The organism is Streptomyces sp. SID4985, assembly GCF_009863025.1.
In the GTDB taxonomy this organism is placed as follows: domain Bacteria; phylum Actinomycetota; class Actinomycetes; order Streptomycetales; family Streptomycetaceae; genus Streptomyces.
The window spans coordinates 1-16,314 of sequence record NZ_WWIR01000084.1; the positions used below are offsets into that span (position 1 = coordinate 1).

A 16,314-nucleotide genomic window follows, 5' to 3' on the forward strand; every position below is an offset into this window, starting at 1 on the left:
GGCGGCGGGGGAGGAGGTGGCGTCGGGGTGGGCGCGGGCGTCGGTGTCGGTGTCGGCGGGCAGGGCGGCGGGGGCTCCTGGCACGGCGGGGGCCAGGGGCCGTCGCCGACCACCGCGATCGCCACCGTGCCGTCCGGCCCCGTCGAGGCGTAGGCGCAGACGTCCGCCGACGCGGTGCCTGCCGGACACCCCACCACGGCCCAGGCCACCGCCAGCACGGCCAACACCCTTGCGGCGGCCGTTACTCGGGTTCCTTCGGGTCCTTGCACGACAAGATCATGAGGCGCACGAGCGGCTCCCACGCCCCGACTTGAGCGGAATGATCCGAAGGAGGGACATCGTCCCAGCCGCGGTTTGACACGCGGTCGCCCTCAACGGCCCGCATGGGCACACCCGTACGGCCCCCGACCCGCGCGCCCCGCCCGCGCACCCACCCCTCCGACAGCCCGCCGAAAGTTTTTCGCCGCGCCGTTGAACGCCCGCGCGGCGCACCCCGTACCCATGGCCGTGCGGCGGCGCGGCAGGCGCTCCGATAGCGATATCCAGGCAGAAAATGGGGAGTTGAGGATGAAGACCTCCTGGCGGACCGCCTCACTGATGGCCGCGGCAGCCTCGGTGCTGGCGCTGACCACGGCGTGCGGTCAGGAAAACGCCACCACTCCGGCGGCGCAGAACGTCGGCGCGGCGGGCGCGGCGGCGCAGCCCTCGGCCGGTGGTTACGGCAATCCCGGCGCGGGCAACGGCTACGGTGCCGACGGCAGCAACGCCTCCGCCTCCCCGGCCGCCGCCGTCCCGGCGGGCGCGCTGACCGTGGCCGCGGACGCGAAGCTCGGCAACGTGCTCACCGACGAGGCGGGCATGACGCTGTACCGGTTCGACAACGACACCGCCAAGCCGCCGGAGTCCAAGTGCGAGGGCGCCTGCGCCACCGCCTGGCCGCCGGTCCCCGCCGACGACGCCTCGGCCGGTGCCGGTGTCGACAAGTCGGCCCTCGGTGAGGTCACCCGCCCCGACGGCACCAAGCAGCTGACCATCGACGGCTGGCCCGCCTACCGCTTCGCCAAGGACGTCCAGCCCGGCGACACCAAGGGCCAGGGCGTCGGCAAGACCTGGTTCGCGCTCGCGCCCAACGGCAAGAAGGCCACCCTGGCCTCCCTGCCCGGCCTCTCCGTGCACAAGGACGCGAAGCTCGGCGACATCATCGTCGACAAGAACGGCCACACGGTCTACCGCTTCCTCAAGGACAAGGCGTGGCCGAAGTCCGTCTCCGCCTGCACCGGCGCGTGCCTGGAGAAGTGGCCGGCCGTCGCCCCCGTCGAGGAGAGCGACACCAAGGGCATCCTGAAGAAGGGCCTGATGCCGTTCACCCGCCCCGACGGTGTGAAGCAGATGACGGTCAACTGCTGGCCGATCTACACCTTCTCCGGTGACACCGCCCCCGGCGACACCAACGGCCAGGGCGTGGGCGGCACCTGGTACGCCGTCTCGCCCGAGGGCAAGCCGATCGGCGCCCCCGCCGCCTAGCCGACGGCCCCCGGCGGCCCGAACTCCCCCCACCGACGCCCGTCTTCCTCCGCACCGACGGAAGGGAGGCGGGCCGTCGTCATGCCCGGACGGGCCGTCGTCATGCCCGCCGAACGTCACTCAGCGAGGTCGGACGCGTACTTCCCGCAGGCAGTGACCGGGAACGGATGGTCAATTTCCGGTTCGGGTCGCTCCATTGGCAAGCGATCAGTAGCCTCAGCTCGAACACCGGATCGTCTGCCCCCGTCCCCTACGCCACGGAGTGATACATGGAGCGCCCCGCCTGGGCCCCCCGGAGCATCGACATCTCGGTGCCGAGCGTCTCGCGCATGTACGACTACTACCTGGGCGGCTCGCACAACTTCGAGGTCGACCGGGAAGCGGCCCGCAGCGCGATGGAGTTCATCCCGGGCCTGCCGAAGATCATGCAGGCGAACCGGGCCTTCCTGCGCAGGGCGGTGCGCTTCGCCACCGACCAGGGCCTGACCCAGTTCCTGGACATCGGCTCCGGCATCCCCACCTACGGCAACGTCCACGAGATCGCCCAGTCCGCCGTACCCGGCGCCCGCGTGGTCTACGTGGACCACGACCCGGTGGCCGTCGCGCACAGCGATGCCGTCCTCGCGGGCAACCCGGACGCCGAGGTGGTCGCCGCCGATCTGCGCAAGCCCCAGGAGATCCTGGCCAGTTCGCAGGTGGAGCGGCTGCTCGACCTCGAACGCCCCGTCGCCCTGCTGCTCGTGGCCGTCCTGCACTTCGTGGAGGACTCCGACGACCCGCACACCGCCCTGGCCGAGCTGCACGCGGCGCTCGCCCCCGGCAGTCTGCTGATCCTCACCCACGCCGCCTTCGAGGGCATACCCGTGACCCCCGAACGGGCCGAGGGCGCGGTGGGCGTGTACAAGGACATCCGCAGTCCGCTGATCATGCGCTCGCGCGACGAGATCGCGCGGTTCTTCGAGGGGTACGACATGGTGGAGCCCGGACTGGTCCCGATGCCCGAGTGGCGTCCGGAATCGGCGCCGGAGGACGAGGACGCGTACGCGTTCTCCGGGTTCGCGGGCGTGGGGCGCAAGCGTTGAGCGCGGCGCCGGACGGGCCGGAGGGCAGACTCCGCCGCCTGACGACGATCTGGAGCCGCGCGGTCTACCCCGTCACCGCGACGTCGCTGACCCGCGCCGAGTTCGAGGCGCGGCTGCTGCCGCTGGCGGACCGGCTGAGCCGGGCCCTGCGCGCCCGCAGCTTCGACCCCGGGGAGGCCAAGGCCGTCGGCGCCGCGCTCGTCGACGCGCACGGCACCGACCCCGAGGTCCTCACCCGGACCCTGGACTGCGTGGACGCCTACCTCGTCCTGTACTGCGGCGAGGACGGCCCGCAGGACGAACTGCGGCTGCGCTCCTCGCGGTTGCAGCACGCGATGGCCGCCGGATACGCGCAGGCGCTGCGCGACCGCACCCTCGCCGAGCAGGAGGCCGTCGCCCAGGCCGCGCTGCGCGCCCAGGGCGTGGTCGCCGAGGCGCTGCACGCCAGCGAGGCCCGCTTCCGCGCCGTCTTCGAGGGCGCCGCCATCGGCGTCAGCATCGCGGACCTCGACGGCAACGTACTCCAGGTCAACGGCGCCCTGCTGCGCATGTTCGGCCTCTCCGAATCCGCCCTGCGCGGCCGCCGGGTACGGGACTGGAAGCACCCCGAGGACGCGCCCCAGACCTGGCGGCTCTACGACGAACTCGTGAGCGGCGAGCGCGAGCACTTCCATGTCGAGAAGGCGTTCAACCGCCCCGACGGCACGGTGCTGTGGACCAACCTCACGGTCTCGCTGCTGCGCGACGCCGACGGCTCCCCGCAGTACCAGCTGGCCCTCATGGAGGACACCACCGAGCGCCGTCTGCTCCACCTCCGGCTGCGCTACGAGGCCACCCACGACGCCCTCACCGGACTGCCCAACCGCACCCTGTTCTTCGAGCGCCTGGAGAAGGCCCTCGCGGCGGGGAAGGGCCAGCGCTTCGGGCTGTGCTACCTCGACCTCGACGGCTTCAAGGCCATCAACGACAGCCTCGGCCACGCGGCGGGCGACCGGCTCCTGGTGGAGGTCGCCGACCGGCTGCAGTCCTGTACGGCCGCGCCCGGCGAGATGGTGGCCCGGCTCGGCGGCGACGAGTTCGTGGCCCTCACCACCGGCCCCCACACCGAGCAGGGCGTGGACGAGCTGGCCGACCGGATCATGAACGCGCTGGTCACCCCGGTGAGCATCGACGGCCGCGATCTGCTGGTGCGCGGCAGCCTGGGCATCGTGGAGGGCCCGGCGGGGGAGCGTACGGCGGCCGAGGTGCTGCGCAGCGCGGACATCACCATGTACCGGGCCAAGTCGGCGGGCGGCAACCGCGCCGAACTCGCGGACCCCGAGGCCGACGCCCGCGCCATCACCCGGCACGGTCTGACCACCGCGCTGCCCACCGCCCTGGAGCGGGGCGAGTTCTTCATCGAGTACCAGCCCCTGGTGCACCTCGGCGACGGCACCGTCCGGGGCGCCGAGGCGCTCGTGCGCTGGCTGCATCCGCAGCACGGGGTGCTCGGCCCGGACCGCTTCATCCCGCTCGCCGAACACACCGGGCTCATCGTCCCGCTCGGCCGCTGGGTCCTGGAGGAGTCCGTACGGCAGGCCCGAGCCTGGCAGGAGGCCGAGGGCGACAAGGGACAGCCCCTGCGCATCAACGTCAACCTCTCGCCCTGCCAGCTCACCCACCCCGGCCTGGTCCAGGACACCGTCGACATCCTGGAGCGCACCGGTGTCACCCCGGACGCGCTCTGCCTGGAGGTCACCGAGTCGGCCCTGATCGGCGCCGACGACGGCCTCCTCAAACCCCTGCGCCGCCTCGCGGAGATGGGCGTCGACATAGCCCTGGACGACTTCGGTACCGGCTACTCCAACCTCGCCAACCTCCGCCGCCTCCCGGTGAGCATCCTCAAGCTGGATCGTTCCTTCACTCGGGGAATGCAGCAGTTCCCCGCCGACCCGGTCGACCTCAAGATCGTCGAAGGCATCGTCTCCCTGGCCCACAGCCTCGACCTGGCCGTCACCGTGGAAGGCGTCGAAACCAGCGCCCAGGCCGAACAACTCCGCCTCCTGGGCTGCGACACGGCCCAGGGCTGGTACTACGCGAGACCGGGCCCGCCGGAGCGGCTCCACGCGCTGGCGCTGGTGGACGCGACGGGCTGAGAGATCTGGAGGGGGCCGAGCGGGCGGCTTCGCCGCCGCTCGGCCCCCTCCAGAGGGGCGCGGGGAACTGCGCGACAAGCCCAGACGCACCCGCAGTCGCGCGACGGCAGCACAAGGCAGACGAATCGGCGCCCCGATCAACCTCACCTCTCCAACAGCATCCGCTGCAGCTCCCGAGCCCCCCGAGGGGGAGCCACATCACTCCGGTGCGCCAGCGCGATCGTCCGCTGCAACCCCGGCCGGGCCAGCGGAGTGACCCGGAGCCCCCGTCCCGCCCGGGTGGCAACCATCCGTGGCACCACGGCAACCCCGAGCCCGGCCCGTACGAACCCCAGCACCGCGTCCATCTCGCCCCCCTCGACGGCGAACTCCGGCTCGAACCCGGCGGAGCGACACGCCGCGACGGTCAGTTCCCGCAGGTCGTACCCGTGCCGGAACATCACCAGGCGCTCGTCCGCGAGGTCGGCGATCTCGACCGTGCGGCGTCCCTGGCCGGGGGCCGGTTCCTCCGGGGAGGAGACGACCACCAGGTCCTCGTGCAGGAGCTCGACCGTGGTGAGGGCGGGCGCGGGCGCCGGGAGGGGCAGGACGATCAGGGCGAGGTCGAGGGCGCCTCGGGCCAGCTCCCGTACCAGGTCGCGCGAGCCGCCCTCCTCGATGAGGAGCTGGATGCCGGGGTAGCGGTCGTGGAAGGCGCGGAGCACGTCCGGGAGGAGGCCGGTGCAGAGGCTGGGGGTCGCGCCGAGCCGTACCCGGCCGCGTCGCAGCTGCACCAGTTCCTGGACCTCCTGCCGGGCGGTGTCCGCGTCCGCGAGGATGCGGCGGGCCAGCGGCAGCAATGCCTCGCCCGCGTCGGTCAGCGCGATGTTGCCGCGCGCCCGGACGAACAGGTCCGCGCCCAGCTCGCGCTCCAGTGCGCGGATCTGCTGGGACAGCGAGGGCTGGGCGACATGGACCCGCTCGGCGGCCCGGGTGAAGTGCCGGGTCTCGGCGACGGCCACGAAGTACTGGAGCTGCTGGAACTGCACCCTTTCAGCATAGTCACAGGCTATGGAGATCAGCTCAACCATGTCTTGGACCGATCGGTGTCCCCGGCTCTAGCGTCCTGTCCATGGCTCTGGCAACGCGGACGGACCGTCGTCCGTCCATGGCGCGCGCGATGTGGGACAGCTCCGTCGGCAAGAAGACGGTGATGGCCGTCAGCGGTCTGATCATGCTGCTCTATCTGATCGTGCACATGATCGGAAACCTGAAGATCTACTTCGGCGCCGCCGAGTACAACCACTACGCCCACTGGCTGCGCACCGTCGGCGAACCCTTCATGCACTACGAGTGGACCCTCTGGCTCGTCCGGATCGTCCTGGTCGTCGCCGTGGTCGCCCACGCGACCGCCGCCTACCAGCTCAGCCGGCGCGACATCAAGGCGCGTCCCGTCAAGTACGTGCACAAGAAGGCGCGTTCGAGCTATGCGACGCGCACCATGCGCTGGGGCGGGATCATCCTCGGCCTCTTCATCGTCTGGCACCTCCTGGACCTGACCACCGGCACCGTGCACTCCGGCGGCTTCCAGGAGGGCCACCCGTACCAGAACGTGGTGGACACCTTCTCCACCTGGTACGGCAACGTCATCTACATTGTCGCGATGCTCGCGCTCGGACTGCACATCCGGCACGGCTTCTGGAGCGCCGCCCAGACCCTCGGTGCGGGCGGCCGTACCCGCGAGCGCGCCCTGAAGGCCGTCGCGAACGTCCTCGCACTGCTGCTCACGGCCGGATTCATCGCCGTACCCGTGGGTGTCATGACCGGAGTGGTGAGCTGACCATGACGTACACCGACTACGCGACCGGCACCCCGGTCGCCGACGCCAAGGCCCCCGACGGGCCCATCCAGGAGCGCTGGGACACCCGCCGCTTCGAGGCCAAACTCGTCAACCCGGCCAACCGGCGCAAGCACACCGTGATCGTCGTCGGCACCGGCCTCGCGGGCGGCTCCGCCGGGGCCACGCTCGCCGAACAGGGCTACCACGTCGTCCAGTTCTGCTATCAGGACTCCCCGCGCCGCGCCCACTCCATCGCGGCGCAGGGCGGCATCAACGCCGCGAAGAACTACCGCAACGACGGCGACTCCGTGCACCGGCTCTTCTACGACACCGTCAAGGGCGGCGACTTCCGGGCCCGCGAGTCCAACGTCCACCGGCTCGCGCAGATCTCGGTCGAGATCATCGACCAGTGCGTGGCCCAGGGCGTGCCGTTCGCCCGTGAGTACGGCGGCCTGCTCGACACGCGCTCCTTCGGCGGCGTCCAGGTCTCCCGCACCTTCTACGCCCGCGGCCAGACGGGGCAGCAGCTCCTCCTCGGCGCCTACCAGGCGCTGTCCCGGCAGATCGCCGCCGGGAACGTGGAGCTGCACCCGCGCACCGAGATGCTCGACCTGATCGTGGTCGACGGCCGGGCGCGCGGGATCGTCGCCCGCGACCTGATCACCGGGAAGATCGACACCTACTTCGCGGACGCGGTGGTGCTGGCCAGCGGCGGTTACGGCAACGTCTTCTATCTGTCGACCAACGCCATGAACTCCAACGCGACCGCGATCTGGCGGGCGCACCGGCGCGGCGCGTACTTCGCCAACCCCTGCTTCACCCAGATCCACCCCACCTGCATCCCGCGCACCGGCGACCACCAGTCCAAGCTGACCCTGATGAGCGAGTCGCTGCGCAACGACGGCCGGATCTGGGTGCCGAAGGCCGAGGGCGACACCCGGCCGCCCAACGAGATCCCCGAGGACGAGCGCGACTACTACCTGGAGCGGATCTACCCCTCCTTCGGCAACCTGGTCCCGCGCGACATCGCCTCCCGCGCCGCGAAGAACGTCTGCGATGAGGGGCGCGGTGTCGGTCCCGGCGGCCAGGGCGTCTACCTGGACTTCGCCGACGCCATCCGGCGCATGGGCCGTAAGGCGGTCGAGGCCAAGTACGGCAACCTCTTCGACATGTACCAGCGGATCACCGACGAGGACCCGTACGAGGTACCGATGCGGATCTACCCCGCCGTGCACTACACGATGGGCGGACTGTGGGTCGACTACGACCTCCAGACCACGATCCCGGGCCTGTTCGCGATCGGTGAGGCCAACTTCTCCGACCACGGCGCCAACCGGCTCGGCGCCTCCGCGCTGATGCAGGGCCTGGCCGACGGCTACTTCGTCCTGCCCGCCACCATCAGCGACTACCTGGCCCGCAACCCGCGTCAGGGCGAGGTCACCGACGAACACCCCGCCGTCCAGGAGGTGTTGGCCGAGACCGAGGACCGCGTCAATCTGCTCCTGGCGGTGGACGGCGACCGTACCCCCGACTCCTTCCACCGCGAACTGGGCGAGCTGATGTGGGAGTTCTGCGGCATGGCCCGCACGGACGCCGGGCTGCGCAAGGCGCTGGAGGAAATCCCGCGCATCCGCGAGGAGTTCTGGCGCCGCATCAAGGTCCCCGGCACCGGCGAGGAGTTCAACCAGTCGCTGGAGAAGGCCAATCGCATCGTCGACTACCTCGAACTCGCCGAGCTGATGTGCCTGGACGCGCTGCACCGCGCCGAGTCCTGCGGCGGCCACTTCCGCGAGGAGTCCCAGACCCCGGACGGCGAAGCGGCCCGCCGGGACGAGGAGTTCGGCTACGCGGCCGCCTGGGAGTTCACCGCCACCGGCGAGGCTCCCGTCCTGCACAAGGAAGACCTGGTCTTCGAGTACGTCCACCCCACCCAGCGGAGCTACGCATGAGGCTCACCCTGCGCGTCTGGCGGCAGCGCGACGCCGCCGCCGAAGGTGCCATGTCCACCTACGAGGTGGACGGCATCTCGCCCGACATGTCCTTCCTGGAGATGCTGGACCAGCTCAACGAGCGGCTCATCCTGGAGGGCGAGGACCCCGTCGCCTTCGACCACGACTGCCGCGAGGGCATCTGTGGCGCGTGCAGCCTCGTCATCAACGGCGACGCGCACGGCCCGGAGCGCACCACCAGCTGCCAGCTGCACATGCGGTCCTTCCGGGACGGCGACACCATCGACGTCGAGCCGTGGCGGGCCGCTGCCTTCCCGGTGATCAAGGACCTGGTGGTGGACCGCTCGGCCTTCGACCGGATCATCCAGGCCGGCGGCTACATCACCGCGCCCACCGGTGCCGCGCCCGAGGCCCACGCCACGCCCGTGCCCAAGCCGGACGCCGACTTCGCCTTCGAGCACGCCGAGTGCATCGGCTGCGGCGCGTGCGTGGCCGCCTGTCCCAACGGCGCGGCGATGCTCTTCACGTCCGCCAAGGTCAACCACCTCAACGTGCTCCCGCAGGGCGCGCCCGAGCGCGAGACCCGGGTGCTCGACATGGTCACGCAGATGGACGCGGAGGGCTTCGGCGGCTGCACCCTCGCGGGCGAGTGCGCCACCGCCTGCCCCAAGGGCATCCCGCTGGTCTCGATCACCCGCATGAACAAGGAGTGGCTGCGCGCCACCCGCAAGGCGCGGCGCTAGCCGCCGTCACAACACGTTCGCCGACAGCGCGGACGGGCGGGGCCGGGGATGGTGCTCATCCCGGCCCCGTCTGGCATGTCAGCGCCCCTCGATAGGCTTCCGGCATGATCTTCGGAAAAAAGGGGAGGGAGCGGTTCTCCGAGGCCGTCACCGGCTTCGAGACCGCTGTGCTGGAGCGGGACGGCGACCGCTCGGAAAGCGCGTTCCAGCAGCTGTACCAGCACTTCGCCGATGCCTCCGGCCAGGAACTGGCACAGGCCGCGCCGCGCCTCGCGGCCCTGCTCCCCGAGGTGCCGACCGGCGCCCGGGGGACGGTCGCCGTGGTCGTCGGCGCCTGCGTCGAGCGCGGAGCCGACGCCACGGTCTGCGCACCGCACGTCTTCGAGGGCCTGGCCGAGAACCTCGCCGGGGTCCAGCGGTTCTGCGAGCGCTGGCAGGCCACCGGGGGCGGGGACTTCCTCGATCCCGGGGAGACCGGCGCCGACGTGTTCGACCGGGTGGGGACCGAGGAGACGCTGTCCTGGATCGCGCTGCCCCAGTGGGAGATGGCGGGTGTGGCGATGCTCAACCACGCCTCCGTGCGCACCGCGTTGACCGCCGAGCGGCGCGACGCTCTCCTCACCGCACTGCGCTCGGTCGAGGAGGTGTCCGGGCACGACTTCAAGTGCCTCGCCTACGCCCTCCTGGTCCTCGACGAGCCCCTGGTGGTGCTCCACCGCCCCACCGGCACCGGCTACGCGCTGCGGATGAGCGGCATCGGCGACAACTTCCAGCTGCACACGCTCCTCGCCGACGTCCTGATCGGCGGCGGCCACGTCCCCGGCACGGCGCCGTCGGCCGAGGAGGCCGCCGTCTGCCGTGACCAGCCCGGCCAGGTGCTCACGACCGGTGCCTTCAACCTCGTCACCCCCGGCGGGGAATGGGTGTGGAACGAGGGGACGCCGTCCGACATACCCGTCGTGGACGGCGTACGCCTGCTCGTGCTGGACCCGGCGCCGTACCAGCGGAGCTGGCCATCGGGCCGTTTCTTCCCGCACATGACCGGCAGCCTGGTCCTGGACCGGGTCCTCGGCGCGGAGGAGGCCGGGCGGCTGCTCGCGTCCTGTGTGACCAAGGAGTCCTGACCGGTCCCGGTCCGTCGTTCCCGGCCCCGGTCCGGGGCCGGGAACGACGGACCGGGTGGACACCGCGGCGACGCGGCCTCCACCCGGCGGGTGCCCGGTTTCTCAGTGGTCGCCCTTGCGGCCGCGCCTGCGGTCCTGGGACAGGTCGCTGCCGGCTACGGAGCGGTCGTCCTCCGAGATGTTCTTGTCGTCCAGCAGCTGGCCGGCCTCGGAGGCGACCCGCTTGCTCGTGTGGTGGCCACGTTCGGCGTCGGACAGGGCACTGGCGGCCACGGAGCGCTCTTCCGGCGTGGCGTTCGGGTCGGCCATGATGCGTGCGGCCTCTGATGCGTCCATCTTGCCCGTCATGATCGCTCACCTTCTGTGTCGGGGAGCGTCGTGCCCGCACCCCTCGGTCAGCGGCCGTACACACTCCGCGTGGGACGGGGGTACGGCCATCTCCATGCTACCGAGATTCATCCGATATGCCGACAAATCAGGCACTTTGGGGTTCGCGCAGCGTGAGATGGCGGCCCAGGTGGTCGGCGGTCGGGGTGCCACCCTCGCGGGCCACGTCCTCGGGGCGGCCCTCGGCGACGATGCGGCCGCCGTCGTCGCCCGCGCCCGGTCCGAGGTCGACGACCCAGTCCGCGGCGGCGACCGTGCGCAGGTCGTGCTCCACCACGACGACCGAGTTCCCGGCGTCCACCAGGCGCTGCAACTGCCCGACGAGGAGATCGATGTCGGCGGGGTGCAGCCCACTGGTGGGCTCGTCCAGGAGATACAGGCTGTGGCCGCGTGGCGCGCGGTGCAGCTCGCTCACCAGCTTGATCCGCTGGGCCTCCCCGCCGGACAGCGTCGTCGCGCTCTGGCCCAGCGACAGATAGCCGAGCCCGATGTCGGAGAGCAACTGGAGGATACGGGCCGCGGGTTGGACGTCGTGGAGGAACTCCAGCGCCTCCTCCACGCTCATCGCCAGCACGTCCGCGATGGTCTTGTCGCGGTAACGCACCATGAGCGTCCCGGGGTTGTAGCGCGCGCCCTCGCAGACCGGGCACGGTGAGGTCTCCGTGGGCAGGAAGAGTAGTTCAATGCTGACGACCCCGTCGCCCAGGCAGTGCGGACAGCGCCCCTGCGTCACGTTGAAGGAGAACCGGCTCGCGGTGTACCTGAGTTCGCGCGCGGCGGGCTGGGCGGCGAACAGCTTGCGGACACTGTCGAACAGGCCCGTGTAGGTCGCGAGGTTGGAGCGCGGGGTGCGGCCGATGGGCTTCTGGTCCACGACCACCAGGCGGTCGATGTTCCCGAGCCCTTCGGCGGAGCGCACCGTCACACGGTCCTCCGTAAGGGCCCACGGCGGTACCCCGTCCTCCTCCTCGTCGGCGGTCTCCACCGAGGCGGGGTTGCGGGCGAGGTCCTGCGCGGTCTCGTCGGCGTGCAGATGGTCGCGCACCGTGTCCGCGAGGGCGCGCCGTACGAGGGTCGACTTGCCGGACCCGGAGACGCCGGTCACCGCCGTCAGCGTGCCGAGCGGGAAACTCGCGTCCAGATCACGGAGATTGTGGCCGGTGACCCCGAACAGGCGCAGCCAGCCCTCCGGTTGGCGGGGCTTCTCGGGCCCGGGCACGGCGGGTGCGCTCGCGGCGAGATACCGGGCGGTCACCGACTTCTCGGCCCGACCGAGCCGCCCGGCCGGACCGTCGTAGAGGACCTGGCCACCGTGGCGGCCCGCGCCCGGGCCCATGTCGACGATCCAGTCCGCCGACGCGAGCACCTGTGCGTTGTGCTCCACCACGAAGACGCTGTTCCCGGCCCCCTTGAGCCGTCGCAGGGCGGTCAGCAGCAGTTCCGTGTCGGCGGCATGCAGGCCCGCCGACGGCTCGTCCAGGACGTACAGCACGCCGAACAGGCCGCTGCGCAGCTGCGTCGCCATGTGCAGGCGCTGGAGCTCGCCGCTGGAGAGGGTGGAGGTCGCGCGGGCCGTCGCGAGATAGCCCAGGCCCAGGTCGGTCAGCGTGCCCAGCTGCTCCTGGAGCCCGGAGATCAGGGCGTGCGCGGCCTGCCGCCGCTCGGCGGGCAGGGCCAGGGTGTCGGGGTGCTCGCGGGCCGTCTCCAGGAAGGCGGAGAGCTGGGTCAGGGGCATGGCGGTGGCGACCGAGATGTCCTGCCCGGCGACGGTCACCGCCAGCGCCTCCGGGTTGAGCCGTTTTCCATGGCAGGTCGGGCAGATCTCCTCGGTCATGAACGAGGCGGCCTTCGCCCGCAGATGCGCCGCCTTGGAGGTGGCGAAGGTGTGCAGCACCCAGCGGCGGGGGCTCATGTAGGTGCCCTGGTAGGAGCGGGCGACCCGGTGCGCGTCGCGGATCGGGTGCACCGTGACCGTCGGCTGCTCGTCGGTGGTGAGCAGCCACTCGCGGCGGGCGGCGGGCAGCGTACGGAACGGTACGTCGATGTCGATGCCCAGCTCGGCGAGGATGTCGCGGTAGTTCTTGCCCTGCCAGGCGCCCGGCCACGCGGCGACGGCGCCCTCCCGGATGCTCAGGGAGTCGTCGCCGACCAGCTTGCTCTCGTCGACGGTGTGCAGGCGCCCCAGGCCGGAACAGGTGCGGCACGCGCCCACCGCCGTGTTCGGCGAGAAGCTGTCCGAGTCCAGCGGGGCGGCGTCGCGGGGGAACGTCCCGGCGAGATCCTCGGGGGTCTGTCCGGCCGGGTACGTACCGGCTCGGGAGTACAGCATGCGCAGGACGTTGGAGACCCGGCTCACGGTGCCCACCGTCGAGCGGGTGCTGCCGCCGCTGTGCTGCTGGCGGAGCGCGACGGCCGGGGGCAGCCCGGTGATCTCCCCGACCCTCGGCGCCGAGCCCTGGTCGATCAGCCTGCGGGCGTACGGCGCGACGGACTCCAGATAGCGCTGCTGGGCCTCGGCGTAGATCGTCGCGAACGCCAGCGAGGACTTGCCGGACCCCGACACGCCCGTGAAGGCCACCACCCGGTCGCGGGGGACGTCCACGTCGACGTGGCGCAGATTGTGCTCGGTGGCGCCCCGGACCTTGATGAGCCCGTCGTGACCGGCGTCCGGGGGGTCGTCGTGCGACGGTGCGTCGTGCGACGCTGCGGACGTCGGGCGGGTCCGTGGTGCCATGGTCACCAACCTAGCCCGCCCCGCGGGGCGGGACGTGATCGGGTGGTCCGGCCGCGTGGAAGCCCCGCCGCCCATGCGCGGGCGGCGGGGCCTCCAGGAGAACGGTGCGCGTGGCGGGCCGCGTCGTCAGGAGTGCGGCGGGTTGTCGCGGTGCTGGGTGCCGAACTGGTCCCTCAGCTTGTCCTGGCCGGTGTCGACCTGGGACTGGTGCTTGTTGCCGGTCCGCTGGTCGAGGTAGTCCCCGCCCTTGTCGATGCCCTTGTCGGCCATGTCCTCATGGCCCTTGAGCATTCCCTTGATCTTGTCCATGAAGGACATGGCAGCCCTCCTCGTCGTTTGAGGCTTCCACTCCCAGGGTCACCGGCCCGGGCCGCCCTCGCATCTCGAGAACGGTGCCGCACGCTCCTTCGCTAGGGTTGACGCGTGGCAGAGACCAGCAGCGGGCGGCCCGTGGCCGTGTTCGATCTCGACAACACCCTGGCCGCGACGGCGCACCGCCAGCGCTTCCTGGAGCGGAGCCCGCGCGACTGGGACGGCTTCTTCGCCGCCGCCTGGGCCGACCCGCCGCTGGCCGAGGGGATCGCGCTGGTGCTGCGGTCGGCCCGCGACTGCGAGATCGTCTATCTGACCGGACGGCCCGAGCGCTGCCGGGCGGACACGGTGGACTGGCTCGCCGCCCACGGGCTGCCCGAGGGCACCGTGCACATGCGGCGTGACGGCGACCGCAGACCCGCCCGGGTCACCAAGCTGGAGATCCTGCGCCGTCTCGCCCGGAGCAGGACCGTACGCGTCCTCGTGGACGACGACGAACTGGTCTGCGACGACGCCGAGCGCGCCGGATTCACCGTCCTGCGGGCCCGCTGGGCCGAGCGCTCGGCCACTCTGGAGGCGGCGCAGGAGCGCGAGGGACGCACCTGAGCGCGCCGCCGGTCCGGCGCGGTCCGGCGCCCCCGGCCGCCCGTCGGCTCAGGTCGTCTCCTCCAGGCGGAAGCCGACCTTCATGCACACCTGGTAGTCCTCGATCCGCCCGTTGTCCAGCCGGCCGCGTACCTGGGTGACCTCGAACCAGTCGAGGTTGCGCAGGGTCTGGTCGGCGCGGGCGATGCCGTTGCGGATGGCCTGGTCGACGCTCTCGTGGGAGGTGCCGACGATCTCGGTGACCCGGTAGGTGTGGTTCGTCATGCGCGGGTGCTCCTCTCCGCCGTGAGGCCGTGGGGGCGCGCCTCACGTCCGGCGCGACCGGTCCGTCACGCCGTATCCACCGTGCCGTATCCGTGCCCGGCGCGCGAGGCGTCGCCCGCCGGGCACGGGAGGGCCGCAGGGGGGCGCGGCCCGGGGTCCGTCAGCGGGCCACACTGAGCGACAGCGCGAAGCGGTCCTTGCCGTCCGTCCACCAGTGGGTCAGCTCAAGGCGGGCGGCGGCCAGCTCCGCGGTGACGCCCTCGGGCCGGAACTTGGCCGAGACCTCGGTGCGCAGGTCCTCACCGGCCGCGAAGTCCACGACCATGTTGACCCCGGGGAGCTTGACCGTCTGCGCCGTGCGTGAGCGCAGCCGCATCTCGATCCACTCGTGCTGCGGGTCCCACACGGCGACGTGGTCGAAGGCGTCGAGGTCGAAGTCGGCGCCCAGCTCCCGGTCGAGCACGGCCAGCACGTTCTTGTTGAACGCCGCCGTGATCCCGGCGACGTCGTCGTAGGCGAGCCGCAGCACGCGCTCGTCCTTGACCAGGTCGGTGCCGAGCAGCAGGGCGTCCCCGGGTGCGAGCAGCCCGCGTACGGCGGCCAGGAACTCCGCCCGCTCCTCGGGCAGCAGATTGCCGATCGTGCCGCCGAGGAACGCGACCAGGCGCGGGCCGGGCGTGTCCGGCAGCTCCAGCGGGGCGGTGAAGTCCGCGAGCAGCGCGTGCACCGCGAGGTCCGGGCGCTCCACGGTGAGCGCCTGCCCGGCCCCGAGGAGCGCGGACTCGCTCACGTCGACCGGCACGTACGCCTCCAGGGAGGTGAGCGCGTCGATCAGGAGCCGGGTCTTCTCCGAGGATCCCGAGCCGAGTTCGACCAGGGTCCGCGCGCCGCTCGCGGCCGCGATCTCCCCGGAGCGGTCGCGCAGGATCTCCCGCTCGGCCCGCGTCGGGTAGTACTCCGGCAAGTCGGTGATCTGCTCGAAGAGTTCGCTGCCACGCGTGTCGTAGAACCACTTCGGCGGCAGCGACTTGGGGGTCCGGGTCAGGCCGTCCACGACGTCGGCGCGCAGCGCGGCGCCGGTGGCGTCCTCGGGGAGGGTGCGGGTGACGTGCAGGCTCACGTACAGGGCTCCTTCGGTGAGGGGGGTCCTCCCGCCCGAGCGGAGTCGGGCGTGGGGGAGGACGCGGGGTTCCCGGCCGGAGCGAGGCGCACTCCGGTGGCCCGGCTCGCGGTGAGCACGGTGCGGTCGGGGACTTCCCGCCAGTGGGGGTCGTCGTCGTACGGTTCGGAGGCGACGGTCACCGAGTCGCCGGGACCGGCGCGGTACCAGAGGCTGTCGCCCCAGGCGGTGGCCGCGATCGTGGTGCCGTCGGTCAGCAGCAGGTTGAGCCGGGAGGCGGGGGCGGCCTCCGCGACCTGGCGAACCGTTTCGCCGAGGGCGTCTTTCGGCTCGGCGCCCCCGCGCAGCCGGTGCAGCACCAGCGCCCAGACGAACGCCGAGTCGGTGCGCGCCTCCATCGACAGCAGGTCCACCGGGGGCAGCGTCGGCACCAGCGGGGCGGCCGCGTCGGGCCAGCCCGGCACCGCGCCGTTGTGGCTGAACAGCCACCGCCCGGACGCGAACGGCGCCGCCGC

14 protein-coding genes and 1 pseudogene are annotated in these 16,314 nt (G+C 71.9%); 8 read left to right on the plus strand and 7 right to left on the minus strand.

Annotation, left to right across the window (positions count from 1 at the left end):
- Nucleotides 1–567 precede the first annotated feature (567 nt).
- The 3 genes from GTW40_RS03585 to GTW40_RS03595 all read left to right on the plus strand — a co-directional run bounded on the left by GTW40_RS03585 (nucleotide 568) and on the right by GTW40_RS03595 (nucleotide 4,741).
- A complete protein-coding gene (locus GTW40_RS03585) occupies nucleotides 568–1,524 on the plus strand; it encodes an SCO0930 family lipoprotein (RefSeq protein ID WP_161178679.1) in 957 nt (318 codons plus the stop codon).
- 269 nt (nucleotides 1,525–1,793) lie between these two features.
- Complete coding sequence (locus tag GTW40_RS03590; RefSeq protein WP_161178680.1) at nucleotides 1,794–2,606, plus strand: SAM-dependent methyltransferase; 813 nt, start codon at nucleotides 1,794–1,796, stop codon at nucleotides 2,604–2,606.
- Nucleotides 2,603–4,741, plus strand: a complete 2,139-nt coding sequence (locus GTW40_RS03595) for an EAL domain-containing protein (RefSeq protein WP_161178681.1) — start codon at nucleotides 2,603–2,605, stop codon at nucleotides 4,739–4,741. Before GTW40_RS03590 ends, GTW40_RS03595 begins: the two co-directional genes overlap by 4 nt.
- 143 nt (nucleotides 4,742–4,884) lie before the next feature.
- Here the strand turns inward: GTW40_RS03595 and GTW40_RS03600 are convergent, their stop codons facing one another.
- Nucleotides 4,885–5,769, minus strand: coding sequence for a LysR substrate-binding domain-containing protein (locus GTW40_RS03600; RefSeq protein WP_161178682.1), 885 nt, complete (start codon nucleotides 5,767–5,769; stop codon nucleotides 4,885–4,887).
- Between the two features lie 119 nt (nucleotides 5,770–5,888).
- Between GTW40_RS03600 and GTW40_RS03605 the strand changes: the two genes are divergently transcribed.
- From GTW40_RS03605 to GTW40_RS03620, 4 genes are all read left to right on the plus strand, one after another.
- Nucleotides 5,889–6,560 (plus strand): succinate dehydrogenase, encoded by a 672-nt coding sequence (locus GTW40_RS03605; protein WP_161178691.1) that lies wholly within the window; start codon nucleotides 5,889–5,891, stop codon nucleotides 6,558–6,560.
- Between the two features lie 2 nt (nucleotides 6,561–6,562).
- Complete coding sequence (locus GTW40_RS03610) at nucleotides 6,563–8,509, plus strand: fumarate reductase/succinate dehydrogenase flavoprotein subunit (RefSeq protein WP_161178683.1); 1,947 nt, start codon at nucleotides 6,563–6,565, stop codon at nucleotides 8,507–8,509.
- Nucleotides 8,506–9,252, plus strand: coding sequence for a succinate dehydrogenase/fumarate reductase iron-sulfur subunit (locus GTW40_RS03615; RefSeq protein ID WP_161178684.1), 747 nt, complete (start codon nucleotides 8,506–8,508; stop codon nucleotides 9,250–9,252). The genes GTW40_RS03610 and GTW40_RS03615 overlap by 4 nt, the downstream gene beginning before the upstream one ends.
- 104 nt (nucleotides 9,253–9,356) lie before the next feature.
- Entirely contained in the window at nucleotides 9,357–10,376 is a 1,020-nt protein-coding gene (locus GTW40_RS03620) for a hypothetical protein (RefSeq protein WP_161178685.1), read from the plus strand.
- A gap of 102 nt (nucleotides 10,377–10,478) precedes the next feature.
- On the opposite strand, the gene GTW40_RS03625 is transcribed toward GTW40_RS03620, so the two are convergent.
- The 3 genes from GTW40_RS03625 to GTW40_RS03635 form a co-directional block, all read right to left on the minus strand.
- Entirely contained in the window at nucleotides 10,479–10,724 is a 246-nt protein-coding gene (locus GTW40_RS03625) for a hypothetical protein (protein ID WP_161178686.1), read from the minus strand.
- A gap of 127 nt (nucleotides 10,725–10,851) precedes the next feature.
- Nucleotides 10,852–13,497 carry an excinuclease ABC subunit UvrA gene (locus GTW40_RS03630; protein WP_237525318.1) on the minus strand — a complete coding sequence of 882 codons (2,646 nt, stop codon included), beginning with the start codon at nucleotides 13,495–13,497 and terminating at the stop codon, nucleotides 10,852–10,854.
- A 126-nt stretch (nucleotides 13,498–13,623) separates the two neighbouring features.
- Nucleotides 13,624–13,815 (minus strand): antitoxin, encoded by a 192-nt coding sequence (locus tag GTW40_RS03635; protein ID WP_161178687.1) that lies wholly within the window; start codon nucleotides 13,813–13,815, stop codon nucleotides 13,624–13,626.
- A 105-nt stretch (nucleotides 13,816–13,920) separates the two neighbouring features.
- On the opposite strand from GTW40_RS03635, the gene GTW40_RS03640 reads away from it, so the two are divergent.
- Nucleotides 13,921–14,415 (plus strand): hypothetical protein, encoded by a 495-nt coding sequence (locus GTW40_RS03640; RefSeq protein ID WP_161178688.1) that lies wholly within the window; start codon nucleotides 13,921–13,923, stop codon nucleotides 14,413–14,415.
- Between the two features lie 48 nt (nucleotides 14,416–14,463).
- On the opposite strand, the gene GTW40_RS03645 is transcribed toward GTW40_RS03640, so the two are convergent.
- The 3 genes and pseudogenes from GTW40_RS03645 to GTW40_RS03655 all read right to left on the minus strand — a co-directional run.
- Nucleotides 14,464–14,679, minus strand: coding sequence for a dodecin (locus tag GTW40_RS03645; protein ID WP_161178689.1), 216 nt, complete (start codon nucleotides 14,677–14,679; stop codon nucleotides 14,464–14,466).
- Between the two features lie 160 nt (nucleotides 14,680–14,839).
- Nucleotides 14,840–15,799 (minus strand): L-histidine N(alpha)-methyltransferase, encoded by a 960-nt coding sequence (egtD, locus tag GTW40_RS03650; protein ID WP_161178690.1) that lies wholly within the window; start codon nucleotides 15,797–15,799, stop codon nucleotides 14,840–14,842.
- A pseudogene (locus GTW40_RS03655) lies at nucleotides 15,796–16,314 on the minus strand (class II glutamine amidotransferase); the annotation flags it as partial. The pseudogene GTW40_RS03655 and the gene egtD, both read right to left, overlap by 4 nt.